The organism is Pantoea sp. Mb-10, from assembly GCF_021272205.1.
Taxonomy (GTDB): Bacteria; Pseudomonadota; Gammaproteobacteria; order Enterobacterales; family Enterobacteriaceae; genus Pantoea.
Map to the genome: position 1 here is coordinate 561,256 of NZ_JAJSDX010000001.1, position 16,386 is coordinate 577,641.

At 60.7% G+C, this 16,386-nt stretch carries 12 protein-coding genes; 5 read left to right on the forward strand and 7 right to left on the reverse strand.

Annotated elements, in window-relative coordinates:
- The first annotated feature begins 65 nt into the window (after positions 1-65).
- From sbcD to LU196_RS02705, 3 genes are all read left to right on the forward strand, one after another.
- On the forward strand, positions 66-1,280 hold the full coding sequence (sbcD, locus tag LU196_RS02695) for an exonuclease subunit SbcD (RefSeq protein WP_232758182.1): 1,215 nt from the start codon (positions 66-68) through the stop codon (positions 1,278-1,280).
- Positions 1,277-4,951, forward strand: a complete 3,675-nt coding sequence (locus LU196_RS02700; RefSeq protein ID WP_232758183.1) for an AAA family ATPase — start codon at positions 1,277-1,279, stop codon at positions 4,949-4,951. Before sbcD ends, LU196_RS02700 begins: the two co-directional genes overlap by 4 nt.
- 1,417 nt (positions 4,952-6,368) lie before the next feature.
- Positions 6,369-6,788: a cell envelope integrity TolA C-terminal domain-containing protein gene (locus tag LU196_RS02705; protein ID WP_232758184.1), complete on the forward strand. Its 420-nt coding sequence runs from the start codon at positions 6,369-6,371 to the stop codon at positions 6,786-6,788.
- Here the strand turns inward: LU196_RS02705 and LU196_RS02710 are convergent.
- Positions 6,748-7,806 carry an AraC family transcriptional regulator gene (locus LU196_RS02710; protein WP_232758185.1) on the reverse strand — a complete coding sequence of 353 codons (1,059 nt, stop codon included), beginning with the start codon at positions 7,804-7,806 and terminating at the stop codon, positions 6,748-6,750. The genes LU196_RS02705 and LU196_RS02710 overlap by 41 nt on opposite strands.
- Before the next feature lie 149 nt (positions 7,807-7,955).
- On the reverse strand, positions 7,956-8,960 hold the full coding sequence (locus LU196_RS02715) for a phosphotransferase enzyme family protein (protein ID WP_232758186.1): 1,005 nt from the start codon (positions 8,958-8,960) through the stop codon (positions 7,956-7,958).
- Positions 8,961-9,225: 265 nt separating this feature from the next.
- Between LU196_RS02715 and eat the strand changes: the two genes are divergently transcribed.
- Positions 9,226-10,590, forward strand: a complete 1,365-nt coding sequence (gene eat, locus LU196_RS02720) for an ethanolamine permease (RefSeq protein ID WP_232758187.1) — start codon at positions 9,226-9,228, stop codon at positions 10,588-10,590.
- Between the two features lie 43 nt (positions 10,591-10,633).
- Here eat and mak read toward each other — a convergent pair whose 3' ends face one another.
- Positions 10,634-11,551 carry a fructokinase gene (mak, locus tag LU196_RS02725; RefSeq protein WP_232758188.1) on the reverse strand — a complete coding sequence of 306 codons (918 nt, stop codon included), beginning with the start codon at positions 11,549-11,551 and terminating at the stop codon, positions 10,634-10,636.
- Positions 11,552-11,696: 145 nt separating this feature from the next.
- Here mak and rdgC point away from each other — a divergent pair, with 145 nt between their 5' ends.
- Positions 11,697-12,608, forward strand: coding sequence for a recombination-associated protein RdgC (gene rdgC, locus LU196_RS02730; protein WP_232758189.1), 912 nt, complete (start codon positions 11,697-11,699; stop codon positions 12,606-12,608).
- A 62-nt stretch (positions 12,609-12,670) separates the two neighbouring features.
- Here rdgC and ppnP read toward each other — a convergent pair whose 3' ends face one another.
- From ppnP to LU196_RS02750, 4 genes are all read right to left on the reverse strand, one after another.
- Positions 12,671-12,955 (reverse strand): pyrimidine/purine nucleoside phosphorylase, encoded by a 285-nt coding sequence (gene ppnP / locus LU196_RS02735; protein WP_232758190.1) that lies wholly within the window; start codon positions 12,953-12,955, stop codon positions 12,671-12,673.
- Positions 12,956-13,060: 105 nt separating this feature from the next.
- Positions 13,061-13,738: an AroM family protein gene (locus LU196_RS02740; RefSeq protein ID WP_232758191.1), complete on the reverse strand. Its 678-nt coding sequence runs from the start codon at positions 13,736-13,738 to the stop codon at positions 13,061-13,063.
- A complete protein-coding gene (locus tag LU196_RS02745) occupies positions 13,735-14,673 on the reverse strand; it encodes a DUF1177 domain-containing protein (protein WP_232758192.1) in 939 nt (312 codons plus the stop codon). The genes LU196_RS02740 and LU196_RS02745 overlap by 4 nt, the downstream gene beginning before the upstream one ends.
- Positions 14,674-14,687: 14 nt before the next feature.
- Positions 14,688-16,247 (reverse strand): OPT/YSL family transporter, encoded by a 1,560-nt coding sequence (locus LU196_RS02750; RefSeq protein WP_232758193.1) that lies wholly within the window; start codon positions 16,245-16,247, stop codon positions 14,688-14,690.
- Positions 16,248-16,386: the final 139 nt, after the last annotated feature.

Here is a 16,386-nt window from a genome sequence, read left to right on the forward strand (position 1 = left end):
CTTTTTTTCTTTCGCTATCTTAAGCGGTTATAATCCGGGCTGCGATTTTCAGGCACGGAGCGACTATGCGCATCATTCATACCGCGGACTGGCATCTTGGCCAGTTCTTTTACAGTAAAAGTCGCGCGCCAGAGCACCAGGCCTTTCTCGACTGGCTGCTGACGCAAATTGTCCAGCACGAGGTTGACGCGTTAATTATTGCCGGCGATCTGTTTGATACCGGCTCGCCGCCCAGCTACGCCCGCGAAATGTTCAACCGCTTTGTGGTAGCGCTTCAGCCCACAGCGTGCCAGCTGATCGTGCTGGCGGGCAATCACGATTCCGTGGCAACCCTGAATGAATCTCGCGCGCTGTTACGCTGCCTGAATACTCACGTGATTGCCAGCGCCACGTTAGACGCCGACCAGCAGATCCTCACCCTGAAGCGGCGCAGCGGCGAGCCGGGCGCGATCTTGTGCGCGATCCCTTACCTGCGTCCACGCGATATTCTGCGCAGCCAGGCAGGACAGTCGGGCCGGGAAAAGCAGATGTCGCTGTTGGAGGCGATCGAAAAGCATTATCAGCAGTGCTATACGGCCGCGTTGGCGCAGCGCGAGGCGCTGGCGCAGCCGCTGCCGATTCTCGCCACCGGCCACCTCACCACCGTTGGCGTGACCAAAAGCGACGCAGTGCGCGACATCTATATTGGCACACTCGATGCCTTCCCAGCGCAGGCGTTTCCCGCCGCTGACTATATTGCGCTGGGCCATATCCATCGTGCGCAGCGCATCGCCGACAGCGAGCATATCCGCTATAGCGGATCGCCAATTCCTCTTAGCTTTGATGAACTCGGCCGCGACAAGAGCGTGTTTTTAGTGGAATTCAGCCAGACGCTGGAGCGTGTCACCGCCCTGCCCATCCCGGTGTTTCAACCGATGCAGATGCTGAAAGGCAGCATGGCCGAGATTGAGCAGCAGCTGGCCCCGTTTCGTGACGGTCAGTCTGACCAACCGGTTTGGCTCGATATCGAAATCACCACGCAAGAGTATTTGAGCGATCTGCAGCGCCGCATTGAAACCTTAACCTGCGACCTACCGGTTGAGGTGCTGCTGGTGCGCCGCAGCCGCGAGCAGCGCCAGCGCACGCTGGCGCGCATGGACAACGAAACCCTCAGCGAACTGCAGCCGGAAGAGGTGTTTGCTCGCCGCCTGGCGCAGGAATCGCAGCTGGACGACGCGCAGATTGCGCAGCTGACCCAGCTGTTTCGCCATCATCTGGCGGCGCTGGAGGATCCTGCATGAAAATTTTGACGTTACGCTTTAAAAACCTCAACGCGCTACGCGGCGAATGGTTCATTGATTTCCGACGCGAACCCTTTGCCAGCAACGGCCTGTTCGCGATTACCGGCGCGACCGGCGCGGGAAAAACCACGCTGTTGGATGCCATTTGCCTCGCGCTCTATCACCAAACTCCGCGCCTCGGTGGGCTGTCGCAAACCGAAAACCAGCTGATGACGCGCGACACCGCCGAGTGCCTGGCCGAAGTGGAGTTTGAGATTAAAGGCGAAGCCTGGCGCGCCTTTTGGAGCCAGAACCGTGCGCGCGGTCAGGCAGAAGGAAAACTGCAGGCACCGCGCGTGGAGCTGGCGCGCGTGGCGGATAACCTGATCGTCGCCGATAAAGTGGGCGACAAGCTCAAAACCATCGAAACCCTGTCCGGCCTCGATTTTGCCCGCTTTACCCGATCCATGATGCTGTCGCAGGGACAATTTGCGGCGTTTCTTAATGCCAAGCCCGGCGAACGAGCCGAACTGCTGGAAGAGCTTACCGGCACGGAAATTTACGGGCAGATTTCGGTGCAAATTTATGAGCGCTGGCGTACCGCGCGCGGCGATCTGGATACCCTGCGCGCACGCGCAGGCGGCATGACGCTGCTAGAAGAGACGCAACGCGCCGCGCTAACACAGCAGCTGGCCGCGCTGGCTGCGCAGGAGAGCCAGCTCAATCAACAGCTCGCCGCCGCACAGCAGCAGCAGCAGTGGCTGACGCAGGCCGCCGCGCTTGAGACCGAACGGCAGCAGGTGCAGCACGCGCTGCAGGCCGCCGAACTGGCGTGGCAGCAGGCGGAGAACGATCGTCAGCGTCTGGCGCGCGCCGAACCGGCGGAGAAACTGCGCGATAAGCTGGCGCAGCGCACGCTGTTGCTGCGCGATGCTCAGACGCTGGCGCAGCAAGCGGAGGGATTAAACCGTCAACACCGGCTTGCGCAGCAGGCGCAGCAAGCCCAGGCGCAACAGTCCCAGCAGGCGCAGCAAGGGCGTGACAAGGCGCTGGCGGAACAGGAACAGCTGGAAACGCTGCTCACGACACAGGTTATTCCGCTCGATCAGCAGCTCAGCGGGCTCGCACAGCAACGCACAGAACAGCAGTCGCTTCTGGCCCAGCAGCAACAGCGCGTCGTGGAGAGCCAGCAGGCACTGCATCAGCAGCAGCAGGCGAGTGAACGCTTACAGGCACAGTGGGAGCAGCAGCAAGCCTTCCGCGAGCGAGAAGCCGCTGTGGCCGGCTGGGGCGGCGAGCTGAGCCGCTGGCAAGCCGAACTCAACCGCCTTGAGGAGCGCGAGCAAACGCTGCACCAACTGCAGACCCAACAGCAGCAGCTGCGTCACCAACTTGCTGAGCAGCAGCAGACCTTTACGGCGCGCGCGCAGGCGGCCCAACCGCTGCAGCAAGCCGAAGCGGAAGCGAGCCAGAAGCGTCTGCAGGCGGAGCAGGCGCTTACTTCACTTGAGGCTGAGTGCAGCACAGCCACGCTGCACGCGGCGCTGGCACAGCACCAAACCCAGCGCGCTGCCCGTCAACAGCTTAGCCTGCTGGCGGCACACTGGCAGTCCGTAAAACCGCAGCGTGCGCAGCGCCAACAAAAACTGGCACAGCTACAGCTGCACATCGAACAAGAGACGCAGGCGCTGGCCTCGTTGCGCACCGAGTATAAACAGGCGCATCAGACGCTGCTCGACCTGCGTAATATTTGCGAGCTGGAGCGCACGATCGTGCAATTGGCCGCAGAACGTGCGCGGCTGCAGCCGGGCAATCCCTGCCCGCTGTGCGGTGCCTGCCAGCATCCCGCCGTTGAGCAGTACCAGCAGCTGCAACCGGATGAAAATCAACAGCGCGCCGCGGCGCAGGAGCTGCGCGTCACGCAACTGCGCGAAGCCGGTACCGCGAAAGCGGAACAGCTCAAGCTGGCGCAGCAGCAGCAGCACACCCTGACGCAGGAAGTCCAGGAACTGGATCAACAGCTCGCGTCCGATGCCGAGCGGTGGCAGAGCCTGAGCGGTGAGCTGGCGCTTACCTTTACGCCGGAACAGGCGGAGGAATATCGCACCTGGCTGCAACAGCAGGAAGCGCAGGAGGCTGAGCAGCAACGGTTATTGCGCCAGCGTGAACAGGCGGCGACCGCGCTGCAACACGCCAAAGACGCGCACCATCAGCAGCAGCAGCGCTGGCAGCAGCAGCAGAGCGAACAGCAGCTGGCGCAACAGGCGCTCGCCAGCCTGCAAAGCGCCCTCACTGCGCTGGATGCGCGCGTCGCCGAGGCCCAGCAGGCCATGCTGCAGTTGGAAGAGGCGCTGACACAGCAGCTGACCGCGCACGATTTTTCCCTGCCGGCACCGGCAGATCGCGCGCAGTGGCTTGAGGCACTGCATCAGCGCTGGCAAGCCTGGCAGCATAGTGAGCAGTTGCTCACAGCCTTGCAGCCGCAGCGGGCCAAAGCCGAAACCGAGCGCCACAATCTGCAGCAAAATCTGGCGCGTGAGCAGCAGCAGCTTACCACCCAGCAGCAGACGCTGGATGCGCTGGAGCAGCACTATGCTCAGATGCAGCAGCAGCGTGTGGCGCTGTTCGGCGAGCGCGCGGTCAGCGACGCGCGCCAGCAGCACAAACAGCAGGTGCAGCAGGCTGAGCAGCATCTGGCCGAGCAGCAGCGGTTGTTGCAGCAAGCGCAGCAGCAGCTGCACAGCCTCACGGGCCAACACGAGCAGCTGTCGAGCCAGCTTGACGCCCTGCGTCAGCGCAGTGAGGCGGCGGAAGCGGCCTTTGCAGCCGCGCTGGCGCAGAGTGATTTTTCTGACGAAGCGGCCCTGCGCGCCGCCCTGCTGGATGACGCCGACGCGCAGCCGCTGCGCCAGCGTCTGCAGCGGCTTGAGCAGCAGCGCCAGCAGCAGAGTGTCCTGCAGGAGCAGGTCGCCCAGCGCCTGCATATCCATCAGCAGCAGCGCCCGGCAACGCTCACTGACGAACACGCCGCCGCGCTCCCCGCCCAGCTGGACGCGCTGCGCACTGCGTTGCGCGACACGGCACACCGGCAGGGCGAAGCGCAGCAGCAGCTGCAAAGCGATGCGCGACTGCGCGATCAGCAGCAGTCACTGCTGGCGCAAATCGCGGAGGAGGAGCGCACGCTGGCGCAATTAAGTCAGTTAAACGACCTTATTGGCTCGGCCAAAGGTGATAAATTCCGACGCTTTGCCCAAGGCCTGACGCTCGATCACCTCGTCTGGCTGGCCAATCGTCAACTGGATCGCCTGCATGGTCGCTACCTGTTGCAGCGACGCCTTAGCGATGAGCTGGAACTGGAGGTGGTCGACACCTGGCAAGCCGACGCCACGCGCGATACCCGCACCTTGTCAGGTGGAGAGAGTTTTCTCGTGAGCCTGGCGTTAGCGCTGGCCCTGTCGGATCTGGTGAGCCACAAAACCCGTATCGAGTCGCTGTTCCTGGATGAAGGCTTCGGCACGCTGGACGCCGAGACGCTGGACGCCGCGCTGGATGCGCTTGACGCGCTAAACGCCAGCGGTAAAACCATTGGGGTGATAAGCCATGTGGAAGCCATGAAGGAGCGCATTCCCGTGCAGATTAAGGTGCGTAAGGTCAATGGATTGGGGTTCAGTAAGTTGGAGCTACCTAAGTGAGTTGGCCAGCGCGCTGGCCGGGCGCCGCGGGGGCCGGTATGACTCTGAGCGGGTTCCGGCCCGCTATGCCGGTGTTTACTTAACCCTGCGCGGGTTCCGACCACTCAGCCGGCATTGCTCTGAGCGGGTTCCGCCCGCTAACCGCACGGCAGTTTCATCCGCCCCGCTGCGGCGTACGGGCAAAGGGCCGGTTTTGAGCGGGGTCCGGCCCGCTATGCCGATTTTTAGTTGCGCGGGCTCGCGCGTTGACCGCTGCGCTGGCCTGACTCTGAGCGGGTTCCGGCCACTCAGTCGGCATTGCTCTGAGCGGGTTCCGCCCGCTAACCGCACGGCAGTTTCATCCGCCCCGCTGCGGCGTACGGGCAAAGGGCCGAGGGCGCGGCCCTTTGCAATCCGCGCCCTGCGCCAGCCTCCGCTGTTCCCTCACTCCGCCGCAACGGCCTCACGGACCGCGCGGATTCGCCATCCCTGGCTCATTCCGCCCTCTCAGCGGCATCCCTGCCGCTTCGTCCTGGCCGTCACGCTCCGTTCGGCGCTCCGGATGGCGCTCAACACCGCCGCCTGTAAGGGCCTTTTTATCTTTTCCGTTTCGCGTTGTTTGCATGGCTGCAAGCAGGTCTGTGCAGACAGCGGATGGCTGAAAAAGACAAAAGACAAAAGACAAAAGACAAAAGATTCAAGACAGAAACGGCTTCTGGTTAACACCGCGCGGGCGGGATGTTAATTAAAAATCTTAGCGCCACGCACTGGCGTCTAAAGACAAAAACATGAAAGAAGGGTTTTGCTTAACGCCGCGCGGTGCGGATGCACCTTAAAAATCTTACCGCCACGCGTTCGCTGCAAAAAACATCATGGCTTGCAGCGAGGGGTGTGAAGCGCCATCCCCACTCGCTGAACGCGTGAGGCCTTCCAGGACGAGCGGCATGGATGCCGCGAGAGGCGGCGTTGAGCAGGAGCGAATCGACGCCGGTCCGTCAGGAAGGCTGAGGGAGTGAAGGCACCGCGCAGCGGCGAGTGGGGCTGGCGCAGGGCCGGGGAGTGCAGAGGGCGCGGCCTGGCGCCCTCTGCTCGGTCGCCGCAGCGCGGCAAAGGCACCTGCCAGTGCCATGGCGAACGAAAGATGCACTGTGCCTCGCGCCAGCGAAAAAGCACCCTGCCGCTGCCTACGGCACAAGTCCCGCCACGGCCTGTGGCACAAGCACCGAGCCGCTGCCTGCGGCAAAAGCCCCGCCACGGCTTGTGGCACAAGCCCCGAGCCGCTGCCTGCGGCAAAAGCCCCGCCACGGCCTGTGGCACAGCACCCCGCCGGGGCCTTCGGCATCCTCCCCCTCTACAGGGGCAAAATCCAGAGTAATGCCATAGCTTTAGCGAGGGCATCCAGTAAACTTGCTCCTTTTACGAGACAACAGGCCATGCCATGACACGTACTATCTACCTGGCAGCCATCCTGCTGCTCGGCGTACTGCTGGGTGGCTGCCAGCAGTCGGCGCCCGCGCCCCGCCCTTCGCTCACGAATCTGTGTGAGCCGGGAACCGCGTCCGACAGCGCAGCCTGCGGATGGAACCGCGCCATGCAGCATCAGCTGAATCACGATTTTCGCGACGCGGCGCGCTACGCCGGTCAACAGTGTTTGGTGCAGTTGGTTTGGCAGGAAACGGGGCGTTATGCCGTGATGCAGACGCAAGGGGATGAGGCGCTCTGCCTACGCGCCTGGCAGTTGATTGGTCAATCACGCGCCCTGCCGCCACCGCCGGATCGCCATCAACCCGCCTGGTTTGGCTTTTCGCCGTCACGGCTCAACTCGCCAGCCCCTCCTGCCGCCACTGGCGCGGGCTGATACCGAACCAGCGGCGGAAGGCGCGCGAAAAGGCGCTGACTTCGGAATACCCCAGCAGCAGCGCCATTTCTGAAATAGGCAGCTGCTTCTGCTGCAGATAATAGGTTGCCATTTCGCAGCGCACTTTATCCACCAACTGCGTGAAGCTAACGCCCTCTTCACGCAGCCGCCGCTGTAGCGACCAGCTCGACAGACCCATTTTTTCGGCAATGGTCTCCAGTACCGGTTCGCCCTGAATCAGTGACACATTGACCTGCGCCCGCGCCTGCTCCACCACGCTCTGCACGGAGGCGCTGCTGTTCAGGCGTCGGATCGCGTCTTGCATCACCATCAGCAGAATCGGATCGTGCTCAGGCATAGTACGCAGCAGGTCGCGCTTGGGTATCAATAAGGAGTTAAACGGCTGATCGAACCATACCGGTGCATCAAACACTTTGCAGTGCTCGTGCCACTGACCGGGACGCGGATGCTCGAAATGCACTTCGCGCGGCGCCCAATTTTTGCCTGCGACGTGGCGGATCAGGTTCAAAAACATGCCCAGCGTCAACTCCGCATCCTGACGGCGACACAGGATCGCGCCGTGGCGCACTTGATAATCAAGCCGCCAGCAGTCGCCTTTGTCCACCAGCCTCGTCAAGGTATCGTGCTGGTGCCAGGGAAACGCATTCACCACATTGTGCAGCGCCTGCTCGAGCGTGGCAGAACAGAGGCCAATGTAGCCAATCAGGCCTAATGACTGCGGTTTGAACTGCTTGCCGTAATGCAAACCGAAGTTATCAAAACCAGAATGGCGCGCCGCTTCCTCCATGACGCGGCAATAGTTCACCAGTCCCAAACTCAACGTCGGGCTGGCCAGCAGCTCTGAATCAATGCCGCTGATGCCAAAGATGCGGTCTACGTCACCGCCTTTATCGGCAATAAAGGAACTGAGTCCGGTCGCGGCGGCGGCCAGTACGCCGCGATGGCTGGCAGACGCCGTGAAGGCGCTGAATGCTTCAGCAGGAATTAGTGCTTGCATGACAACCTCACAGTGCAGTGAAAAAGCGTGAGTGATATGCAGCAATTTTCATACCAGGCACACAGCAGGCAGCCTGCCCGGCGGCGGCACCCGCGCGTACCAGACAGGCTGCGCGCTGAATACGCAGCGCTGCCCGCTGTTGGTGCAATTTACGCTCCCACAGGCAGCAGTTGGGTTTCCAGGTAGCGGCGGCACAGGCGCACAGAGTGATCGGCCCAGTGCGGCCCCAAACTCTGCGCCATCTCGGTGTCGGCGTGGGTCCCCATCCAGGCGGTCATCTGGATGCGACGCTGCATCAGCAGCGTGGGCACTTTCGCCATGTCGGTATCGCTGATATGCGCCACGCGCTCGTAGCCCTGAATCCAGTTATCCACCCACTGCGCCGCGCGTGGATGATGCTCGACAAAGCTGATCGCCGCCGCCAGATCGTGCAGGTACCAGCCCATGCCGCAGTCATCAAAATCGATCACCCGGGTTTCGCCCTTGTGGAGTAGCAGGTTGGTTAGGCGCAGATCGGCGTGGATCAGGCCGTAGCGTTCGGCACTTTTGCCGTACTCCGCCATCTCAACGCCGATGCGCTGCACGGCTTCGGCCACAATGCCGTGATCGGCCGGGTTGAGGTTTGGCGCATCCTGCCAGCGTCCCCAGTGGCTGCGATCGCTTACCATGGTGTCATGATCCCAGATGATGCGCTGGAAACCCGCGGGTTTCTGCCAGTGCCGGCTATGCTGGTGCAGCCGCGCGGTGATCTCACCCAGCTGCTGAAACGCTTTGGGATCGACCTCAGTGGTGGGCATCTCGCCTGCGATCCAGTGAAACAGCACCGCATGTCGCACCGTGCCGTCGGGCAGCGCCAGCGACAGCACCGTTTCGCCATCGCAAGCGGCAATCGCCTGCGGCACCTGGATGCCGGTTTCACGCAGAGCGTCCAGCCACGCCAGTTCGCTCAGAATGTCGGCTTTGCTGTGGTAATCAGGCCGATGCAGACGCAGCGCATAGCGTTGACCGCCGGCCTGCAGCAGAAACGTGGCATTTTCAGAGCGGCACAGCAGTGAGAGTGTGCCGTGCAGCGCGGGCGGGTAACAGGTTAGCGCCTGCTGCGCCAGCTGACTGACCGCGGCATTGCTTAAGGTATCGGATTGTTTGGCACTCATGATCGTTCTCCTGCTTCACGCAATAACAAGGGTATGGCATGAGCATGAGCGGCCCGCGCCTGCGCTGCTTGACCGCAAATAACACAAAGTTGACCTCAAGATGCAGCGGCCGCTTTTTTTGCCGCGGAGTTGACCGCGCAGCACACCACTCGCCGCGCCGACGTCAAGTATTCCCGCGTCAGGCAGCGGCATTATCCCTCCACGGTAGCGCAACGTACGCACCGCACGGTACAAACCACATACGTATGACGACGGGGAGATAAGCATGAACAACACGCTCAAACCTACGCTGGGAACCCTGCATCTGTGGGGGATTGCGGTAGGATTGGTGATTTCCGGGGAGTATTTTGGCTGGAGTTACGGCTGGGGCGTGGCGGGTACGCTGGGGTTCCTGGTGACCACCGCGCTGATTGCCACACTCTACACCTGCTTTATATTTAGCTTTACCGAGCTCACCACGGCCATTCCCCATGCTGGCGGCCCGTTTGCCTACAGCCGTCGCGCATTTGGTGAAACGGGCGGATTGATCGCGGGAATGGCAACGCTGATTGAGTTCGTGTTTGCCCCGCCGGCGATTGCCATGGCGATTGGCGCCTACCTTAACGTGCAGTATCCGGCGTTGAATCCTAAAACAGCGGCGGTCGCGGCTTATCTGCTCTTTATGGGGCTAAACATTTTAGGCGTGAAGCTGGCGGCCATGTTTGAGCTGGTGGTCACGGTGCTGGCGGTGCTGGAGCTGTTGGTGTTTATGGGCGTGGTCTCGCCCGGTTTCAGCATGGCGAATTTTGCCGCGCACGGCTGGGCCGGGAGCGATCGCTTCGGCCTGCCGGCGGTCTCCGGCATCTTTGCCGCCATTCCTTTCGCCATCTGGTTCTTTCTCGCCATTGAAGGCGCAGCGATGGCAGCGGAAGAGGCGAAAGATCCCAAGCGCACCATTCCCAAAGCCTATATCAGCGGTATTTTGACGCTGGTGGTATTGGCGATTGGCGTCATGCTGCTGGCGGGCGGTGCCGGCGACTGGCGCAAACTGTCCGACATTAACGATCCGCTACCGCAGGCAATGAAAATGATCGTCGGCGAGCACTCAAACTGGATGCATATGCTGGTGTGGATCGGTCTCTTTGGCCTGGTGGCGAGTTTCCACGGCATTATTCTGGGCTATTCGCGTCAGTTCTTCGCCCTCGCCCGCGCAGGCTATCTGCCGCGCAGCCTCGCCACGCTGTCGCGCTTTCAGACGCCGCACCGTGCCATTTTACTCGGCGGTGCCATTGGTATCGCGGCGATTTACAGCGATGGGCTGATCAATTTGCAGGGCATGTCGCTCACCGCTGCGATGATCACCATGGCGGTATTTGGTGCGATTATCATGTACATCATGAGCATGTTGAGCCTGTTTAAGCTGCGCCGCAGTGAACCCAACATGCCACGCAGCTTCCGCGCGCCGGGTTATCCCGTGGTGCCGGGTATCGCGCTGGTGCTTGCGCTGGTGTGTTTAGTGGCGATGCTGTGGTTCAATCCGCTGATTGGTGGACTGTTTATCGCGATGATGGCGGTGGGATACCTCTATTTTCGGGCGACCAAAGCCCAGCGTGCCAACGCGCCGCAGGACGCCATGCTAATGGGCGAGTAAGCCGAATGGCAGAGGCGCAGCACGCTGCGCCTCTGAGTCGAGCTTAGTCCGCCGACTGCAGCGGCCACAGCCAGGCCGCGCCGCGCACGCCGCTGGAGTCACCGTGCATCGCCTTGCGTACCGGCGTTTCACACTCGCGGCCAAACACCCACTGCTTCATCAGCGCGGGCACGGTATGGTAAAGCCTGTCGTTATTGCTCATACCGCCGCCCAGCACAATCACATCGGGGTCGAGCAGGTTAACCACCTGCGCCAGCGATTTTGCCAGCCGCGTTTCATAGCGGCTCATGGCCAGCTCGGCAACCGGATCCTGCTGCGCGATCAGCGCGACGATCTCATTGCCTTTACGCTGTTGACCGCTTAAACGCTGATAGTCGATGGCAAAGCCGGTACCAGACACAAACGTCTCAATACAGCCCTGCTGCCCGCAGTAGCACGGCACTTCCGCGCGATAGCGCAGCTCATCTTCGTCCATCCACGGCAGCGGATTATGGCCCCACTCGCCCGCGTTACCGTTGCCACCGATGCGCGACTCGCCGTTAATCGCCACGCCCGCGCCCGATCCGGTGCCAATGATCACCGCGAACACCAGTTCGTGTCCGGCGCCCGCGCCATCGATGGCTTCAGACACCGCCAAACAATTCGCGTCGTTGGCAATGCGCACGTCACGATTCAGCGCCTGCGCCAAATCTTTGTCCAGCGGCTGTCCGTTAAGCCAGGTTGAGTTGGCATTTTTTACCCGATGCGTATAGGGCGACAGCGAGCCTGGAATCCCGACGCCCACACTGCCGCGCTGCCCCGTTTTCTCTTCCGCCAGCGTCACCAGATCAACCATGGCCTGTACGGTCGCGGCATAATTATCGCGCGGCGTATTGACGCGGTGTCGAAACAGCTCATGCCCCTGGTCAGAAAGCGCGATCACTTCAATTTTGGTACCACCTAAATCAATCCCAATCCGCACGATTTATTCCTCATTATTCTTAAAGGAGATCCCTACAGTAGAAGGCAGAATCGGGAAAGGCAATGAAACCCCTCGGATGTTTCGCTATCATGCGCGCTGACTTTAAGACTTGTGCGCCCGATCGCACCCACGGTAAGGAATCCCGATGTTGTGGTTTAAAAATATGATGGTTTATCGTCTGAATCGTGACATTCCGCTGTCCGCAGACGATCTGGAAAAACAGCTTGCGGCCTTTACCTTTTCGCCGTGCGGCAGCCAGGATATGGCGAAAACCGGTTGGGTCTCGCCTATGGGCAATCGCAGCGAGGCGCTGACGCATGACGTTAACGGTCAATTGATTATTTGCGCCCGTACCGAACAGAAAATTCTGCCCTCACCGGTGGTGAAGCAGGCGCTGGAAGCCAAAATCGAGAAGCTGGAGGCCGAGCAGAGCCGCAAGCTAAAAAAAACCGAGAAAGATGCGCTGAAGGATGAGGTGCTGCACAGTTTACTGCCGCGTGCGTTCAGCCGTTTTAGCCAGACGTTTATGTGGATCGATACCGTCAACAATTTGATTGTGGTGGACTGCGCCAGCGCAAAAAAAGCGGAAGACACGCTGGCACTGCTACGTAAAAGTCTGGGATCGCTGCCGGTGGTGCCCCTGACGCTGGAAAATCCTATCGAGCTGACGCTGACCGAATGGGTGCGCGGTGGCGACCTGCCCGCCGGTTTTGCACTGATGGATGAAGCTGAGCTGAAAGCCGTGCTGGAAGACGGCGGTGTGATCCGCTGCAAGAAACAAGATCTGATTTCGGACGAAATCGCCACGCACATTGAAGCGGGCAAAGTGGTCACCAAACTGGCTCTGGATTGGCAAGAGCGGCTGCAGTTTGTCATTGCTGAAGATGCGTCAATTAAACGCCTGAAGTTTAGCGATACCCTGCGCGAACAGAATGACGACATCGATCGCGACGACTTCGCTCAGCGCTTTGATGCGGATTTCATTTTGATGACCAGCGAACTGGCCGCGCTGTTAACCAACCTGGTGGACGCGCTGGGCGGCGAAGCTAAGCGTTAAAGAGTGCGGAAACATCAGCACGCCTCATGGGCGTGCTGAACGTGCGCACAGATGCGAGACCGTTAGAGATAGCGGCACAGATAAGAGGTGGGTTCTGCCACCTGCAGATGAAACTCACTGTGACCGGGGACATTAAACACCGAGCCCGCTTCGTACCATTTCCACTCAACCTCATCCGGCAGCAGCACTTTCAGCGCGCCGCTCACCACCGTCATCTCTTCCGGCTGGCCGGTGCCAAAGGTGTATTCGCCTTCGACCATCACGCCGACGCTAGCGCGGCCAATGGTGACGCTGTCGAATCCGATCGATTTAACTTTTCCGTCGAAATACTCGCTTACGTTGAGCATGTTACTTCCTCACAGCACATTAAGGTGTCTGGCAGATTACAAGGGAACTCTCTGATCTGTCACGCGAAATAAGTACCGGGCAACGCCCGGTGTGACGGCGCGCGATCAGAGGATCAGCTCCGCCGCCAGTTTCGCCACCAGCACGTTAGACAGCAGCACGGGAATGCCCAACATGTTTTGCAGGAAATCACGGTGTTTCTGGTGATAGCCGATACAGTCCAGCACGACCACATCCGCCCCCTGCTCCTGCAGCGATAAGCCTGCGTCGATCAACTCTGACTGCGCTGCCAGATAAGGACTCGCCACGGCGAAGCACGGTGCGCGGTGCAGACTGCGCCATTTATTCGCCTGTTCGGCCACCTGCTCTTTCACCGGCACCACGATGCCCACTTTGTGCTGCTGGACAATGGCGTTGATCAGCGGGGGAATGATGCGATCCGGCTCCAGCAGCAGCGCTTTCTGCGTGGTGAGTGCGCCAAACTCGCCGGTGCACAACAGCAGAATGGTGTCGTAACCCTGCTGCTCCAGCGCGTGGATTTTATCCTGCAGCCCCTGCTCGACGTTTGGCACGGCCAGACGCACCTGTTCGCCTGACAAAAGACGAGAAACCAGCACCGGTTCGCCCGGCGCAGGCGCATAGCGCTGCGCGATAGCGTCGGTGGTCAGGCCGTCGAGCAGGCCCACGTGATCCACCGCGTCTTCGGGCAAATGCGCCTGCAGTAGCGGCATAATATCGCTGCGCGGCGCCTGGCCGATGGTGAGTGTGACCAGGGATTTTTTCATGCGGACGGTTTCCGCGTGCGCAGATGGCCGAGGCTACCGTACAGCGACAGCAGCAGCGCATACTCTTGGCGGTCATAAAAGGCGCAGGTGCCGCGACCAAACTCTTTGGCCACTTCCACCGCAAAGCGCACCGCGTCCGCGATATCCACTTCGTGGCTGGCCCCGGTACCGCAACCTGGCACCACCGATTCGCTACAGATCGCCACCCCCACCACCGGCACATCGGTGGCCGTGGAGGGTTGAAGAATGCTATTGAGGTGGTAAACGCCGTTGCCGTACGGCGTGATATCCTGGGTGGTAATGGGGAACGTGACGGCAGGTTTGCCGCTGGTCATCTCCATAATGCGCAGCAAATCTTCCGAGACGCGCAGAATGTAGCCCTCTTTCACCGTCGGTGAGAGCGCAAAACCTTTGTGGTTCAGGATACGATTGCCTTTGGTGGTGTCGATCGAGAGGATGGCATCCACGCCCTCCACCACTTCATTCTCGTTTATGGTCAGGTCATCGCACGGGGAATCCATAAAATCCACCGGCTCATGCGGACGCGTTGGCGCATCCGGGCAAATGTGGGTGGTGATCACCACATCCCCGTCCAGTACATCGCCTTTGCCCTGCATCTGCGCCAGCTTTAGCGCGCAGCTGACGGCCGCCACGGCGCCATCAGCGTCCGAGACCAACCCGATACGCGTGGGGCGCGCCCCAATGCCGCCCAGCCGACCAATGATACCCAGCGTAGGCGCGCTGCCGCCGCGGCTTTTACCCTGCGCGCCAGGCACGGTGATGCGTACAAAATCGGTGCGCCCTTTTGCCCCGCTAACCCGTGTGGTCGTCGCGCTGATGTCGGGCAAACCCGCAAACAGATCCACGACCTGTTGGCCATCCACATAGGCGCTGTCCAGTAATTCAAAGACCTGAAGTGTTTGCTGTAAGCTCATGATAAGATTCCTGATTATTTCTTTCTGCTGCTGGCAAACAGTGAGTGGAAGAAACTGTAAAGCGCATCCCCCGCGATAAAGCCAGCGGCCATGACTTCCATAGGTGAACGCCCACGCTCGCCCCAGACGCGCAGAATAATAATGCGCAGCGCAATCCCCACCATGACGGCCCAGCCCGCCGCAGCGTTATTGATCAACAGCCCGGTCGCCAGTAGCACACCAAGCTGACGTTTGGGGCCGCCAATCAGCTGCACGATGGCGCCAGGCACGGCCCACATCAGCAGGTTAAGGGCGATGCCGGGCTCAGCACCCGCCTGAATGGTTTTGGCATAGACGCGCGCCACCGGTGGCAGCAGGTTCTCGGCAAAAAACAGCGTGTGCGCGTACCACACCACCGGAATCGCCACCAGGAACGCCACCATGGCGGCGATCAGTTGGATGCGTCGTCCCCACAGCTCCTGCTGCAGATCAGCGCCGTTGCCGCGCAGAACAAACCCCGCTTTTAAATCGTACCCCATGTCGGCAAACGCGGGACCGGTAGCGGCGGTGAAGCCACACAGCAGGCAGAGCGCCAGCGGAGGAAAGCCCAGTAAAATGCCCAAAATCAGGGTGATTAGCGCCACGGCAAACGCCGGGAACCAGCCTGAGTGCATCGCGGCAATGCCCACGATCAGCTCGTGCACAAAGGCGGCAAACGCCGCGTAGAGAATAAACAGCAGCAGCATCGGCAGCGCCATCTCGCTCCACAGGCCGCCTGCCAGCGCCAACAGCGCGGAGATCAGAAGATATCCAACGGTGCCTAAGCCCAGCGACCGTTTCACTTCATCATCGCTGCGACTGGCCTCGGTGCGATCGTGTCGACCGCGGCGGATCACCTGAATCACCTGCACCAGCGCCACCAGTCCTGCCCCGACCATCACGCCGTGAGGAAGATAGAGTGCGTTGATATCAATTCCGGCCACCGGCTGGGCGTACGCGCGCAGGAGAAAACCGATACCCAGCATGCTCAAGGCCCAAATGTTACCGATAAAAGCGGTACCGAAGGCTGACATGGGGATTTTCAACATCGCGCCGCCGATACCGCCCACAATGCCCGCCACCAGCAACCACGCCTGACGTCCGCCTTTATCGCCTGCCTTAATGGCTTCCGCTGCGGCAACGCCCGGTGGCCAGGCATTGCTGGCCGGAAAGACGCGCGTGTCAAACAGGCGATACAGCAGGTAGGCATCCAGCAGCATGGCGGCACTAACGCCGACAAACAGCGGCAGCACCAGCTGCGGCTCCCCCATCGCCCACGGCACCGCAATCGGCATCAGCAGGCTGTTGGCCGCGCCAAAGGTCGCGGAAGAGATGGCCGTCTGCGCCAGGTTTTGCACCTCTACCGAGCGGTAGCGACGAAACCATTGCAGCGGAATGCGCGCCAGCAGCATGGCAATCAGCGCGCCGATAATGGAGGTATTGGGGGTGACCCCAATAGTGGTAATCAGCTGGACGCCAATCACGGCGCCGGCCACAGACAGCAGCACCAGCATCACGCCGACGCCGATACTTTTAAGAGGATTAGATTGACGCATAGTGTTCCTGTGTTTCACCCTGAAGAAAACGCAAAGAGTCCGCCGCTGTTCGACGTGCGACGCAGCAGCCTGATGTTTTATCGCTCTCTGAATAAAAGAAAATAAGCAGGCCCGAAGACCTGCTTTTTTCCCTGGTGTG

Coding starts and splice junctions, on each gene's coding strand:
- sbcD (WP_232758182.1), top strand. CDS start 66: ATGCGCATCATTCATACCGCGGACTGGCATCTTGGCCAGTTCTTTTAC.
- LU196_RS02700 (WP_232758183.1), top strand. CDS start 1,277: ATGAAAATTTTGACGTTACGCTTTAAAAACCTCAACGCGCTACGCGGC.
- LU196_RS02705 (WP_232758184.1), top strand. CDS start 6,369: ATGACACGTACTATCTACCTGGCAGCCATCCTGCTGCTCGGCGTACTG.
- LU196_RS02710 (WP_232758185.1), bottom strand. CDS start 7,806: ATGCAAGCACTAATTCCTGCTGAAGCATTCAGCGCCTTCACGGCGTCT.
- LU196_RS02715 (WP_232758186.1), bottom strand. CDS start 8,960: ATGAGTGCCAAACAATCCGATACCTTAAGCAATGCCGCGGTCAGTCAG.
- eat (WP_232758187.1), top strand. CDS start 9,226: ATGAACAACACGCTCAAACCTACGCTGGGAACCCTGCATCTGTGGGGG.
- rdgC (WP_232758189.1), top strand. CDS start 11,697: ATGTTGTGGTTTAAAAATATGATGGTTTATCGTCTGAATCGTGACATT.
- ppnP (WP_232758190.1), bottom strand. CDS start 12,955: ATGCTCAACGTAAGCGAGTATTTCGACGGAAAAGTTAAATCGATCGGA.
- LU196_RS02740 (WP_232758191.1), bottom strand. CDS start 13,738: ATGAAAAAATCCCTGGTCACACTCACCATCGGCCAGGCGCCGCGCAGC.
- LU196_RS02745 (WP_232758192.1), bottom strand. CDS start 14,673: ATGAGCTTACAGCAAACACTTCAGGTCTTTGAATTACTGGACAGCGCC.
- LU196_RS02750 (WP_232758193.1), bottom strand. CDS start 16,247: ATGCGTCAATCTAATCCTCTTAAAAGTATCGGCGTCGGCGTGATGCTG.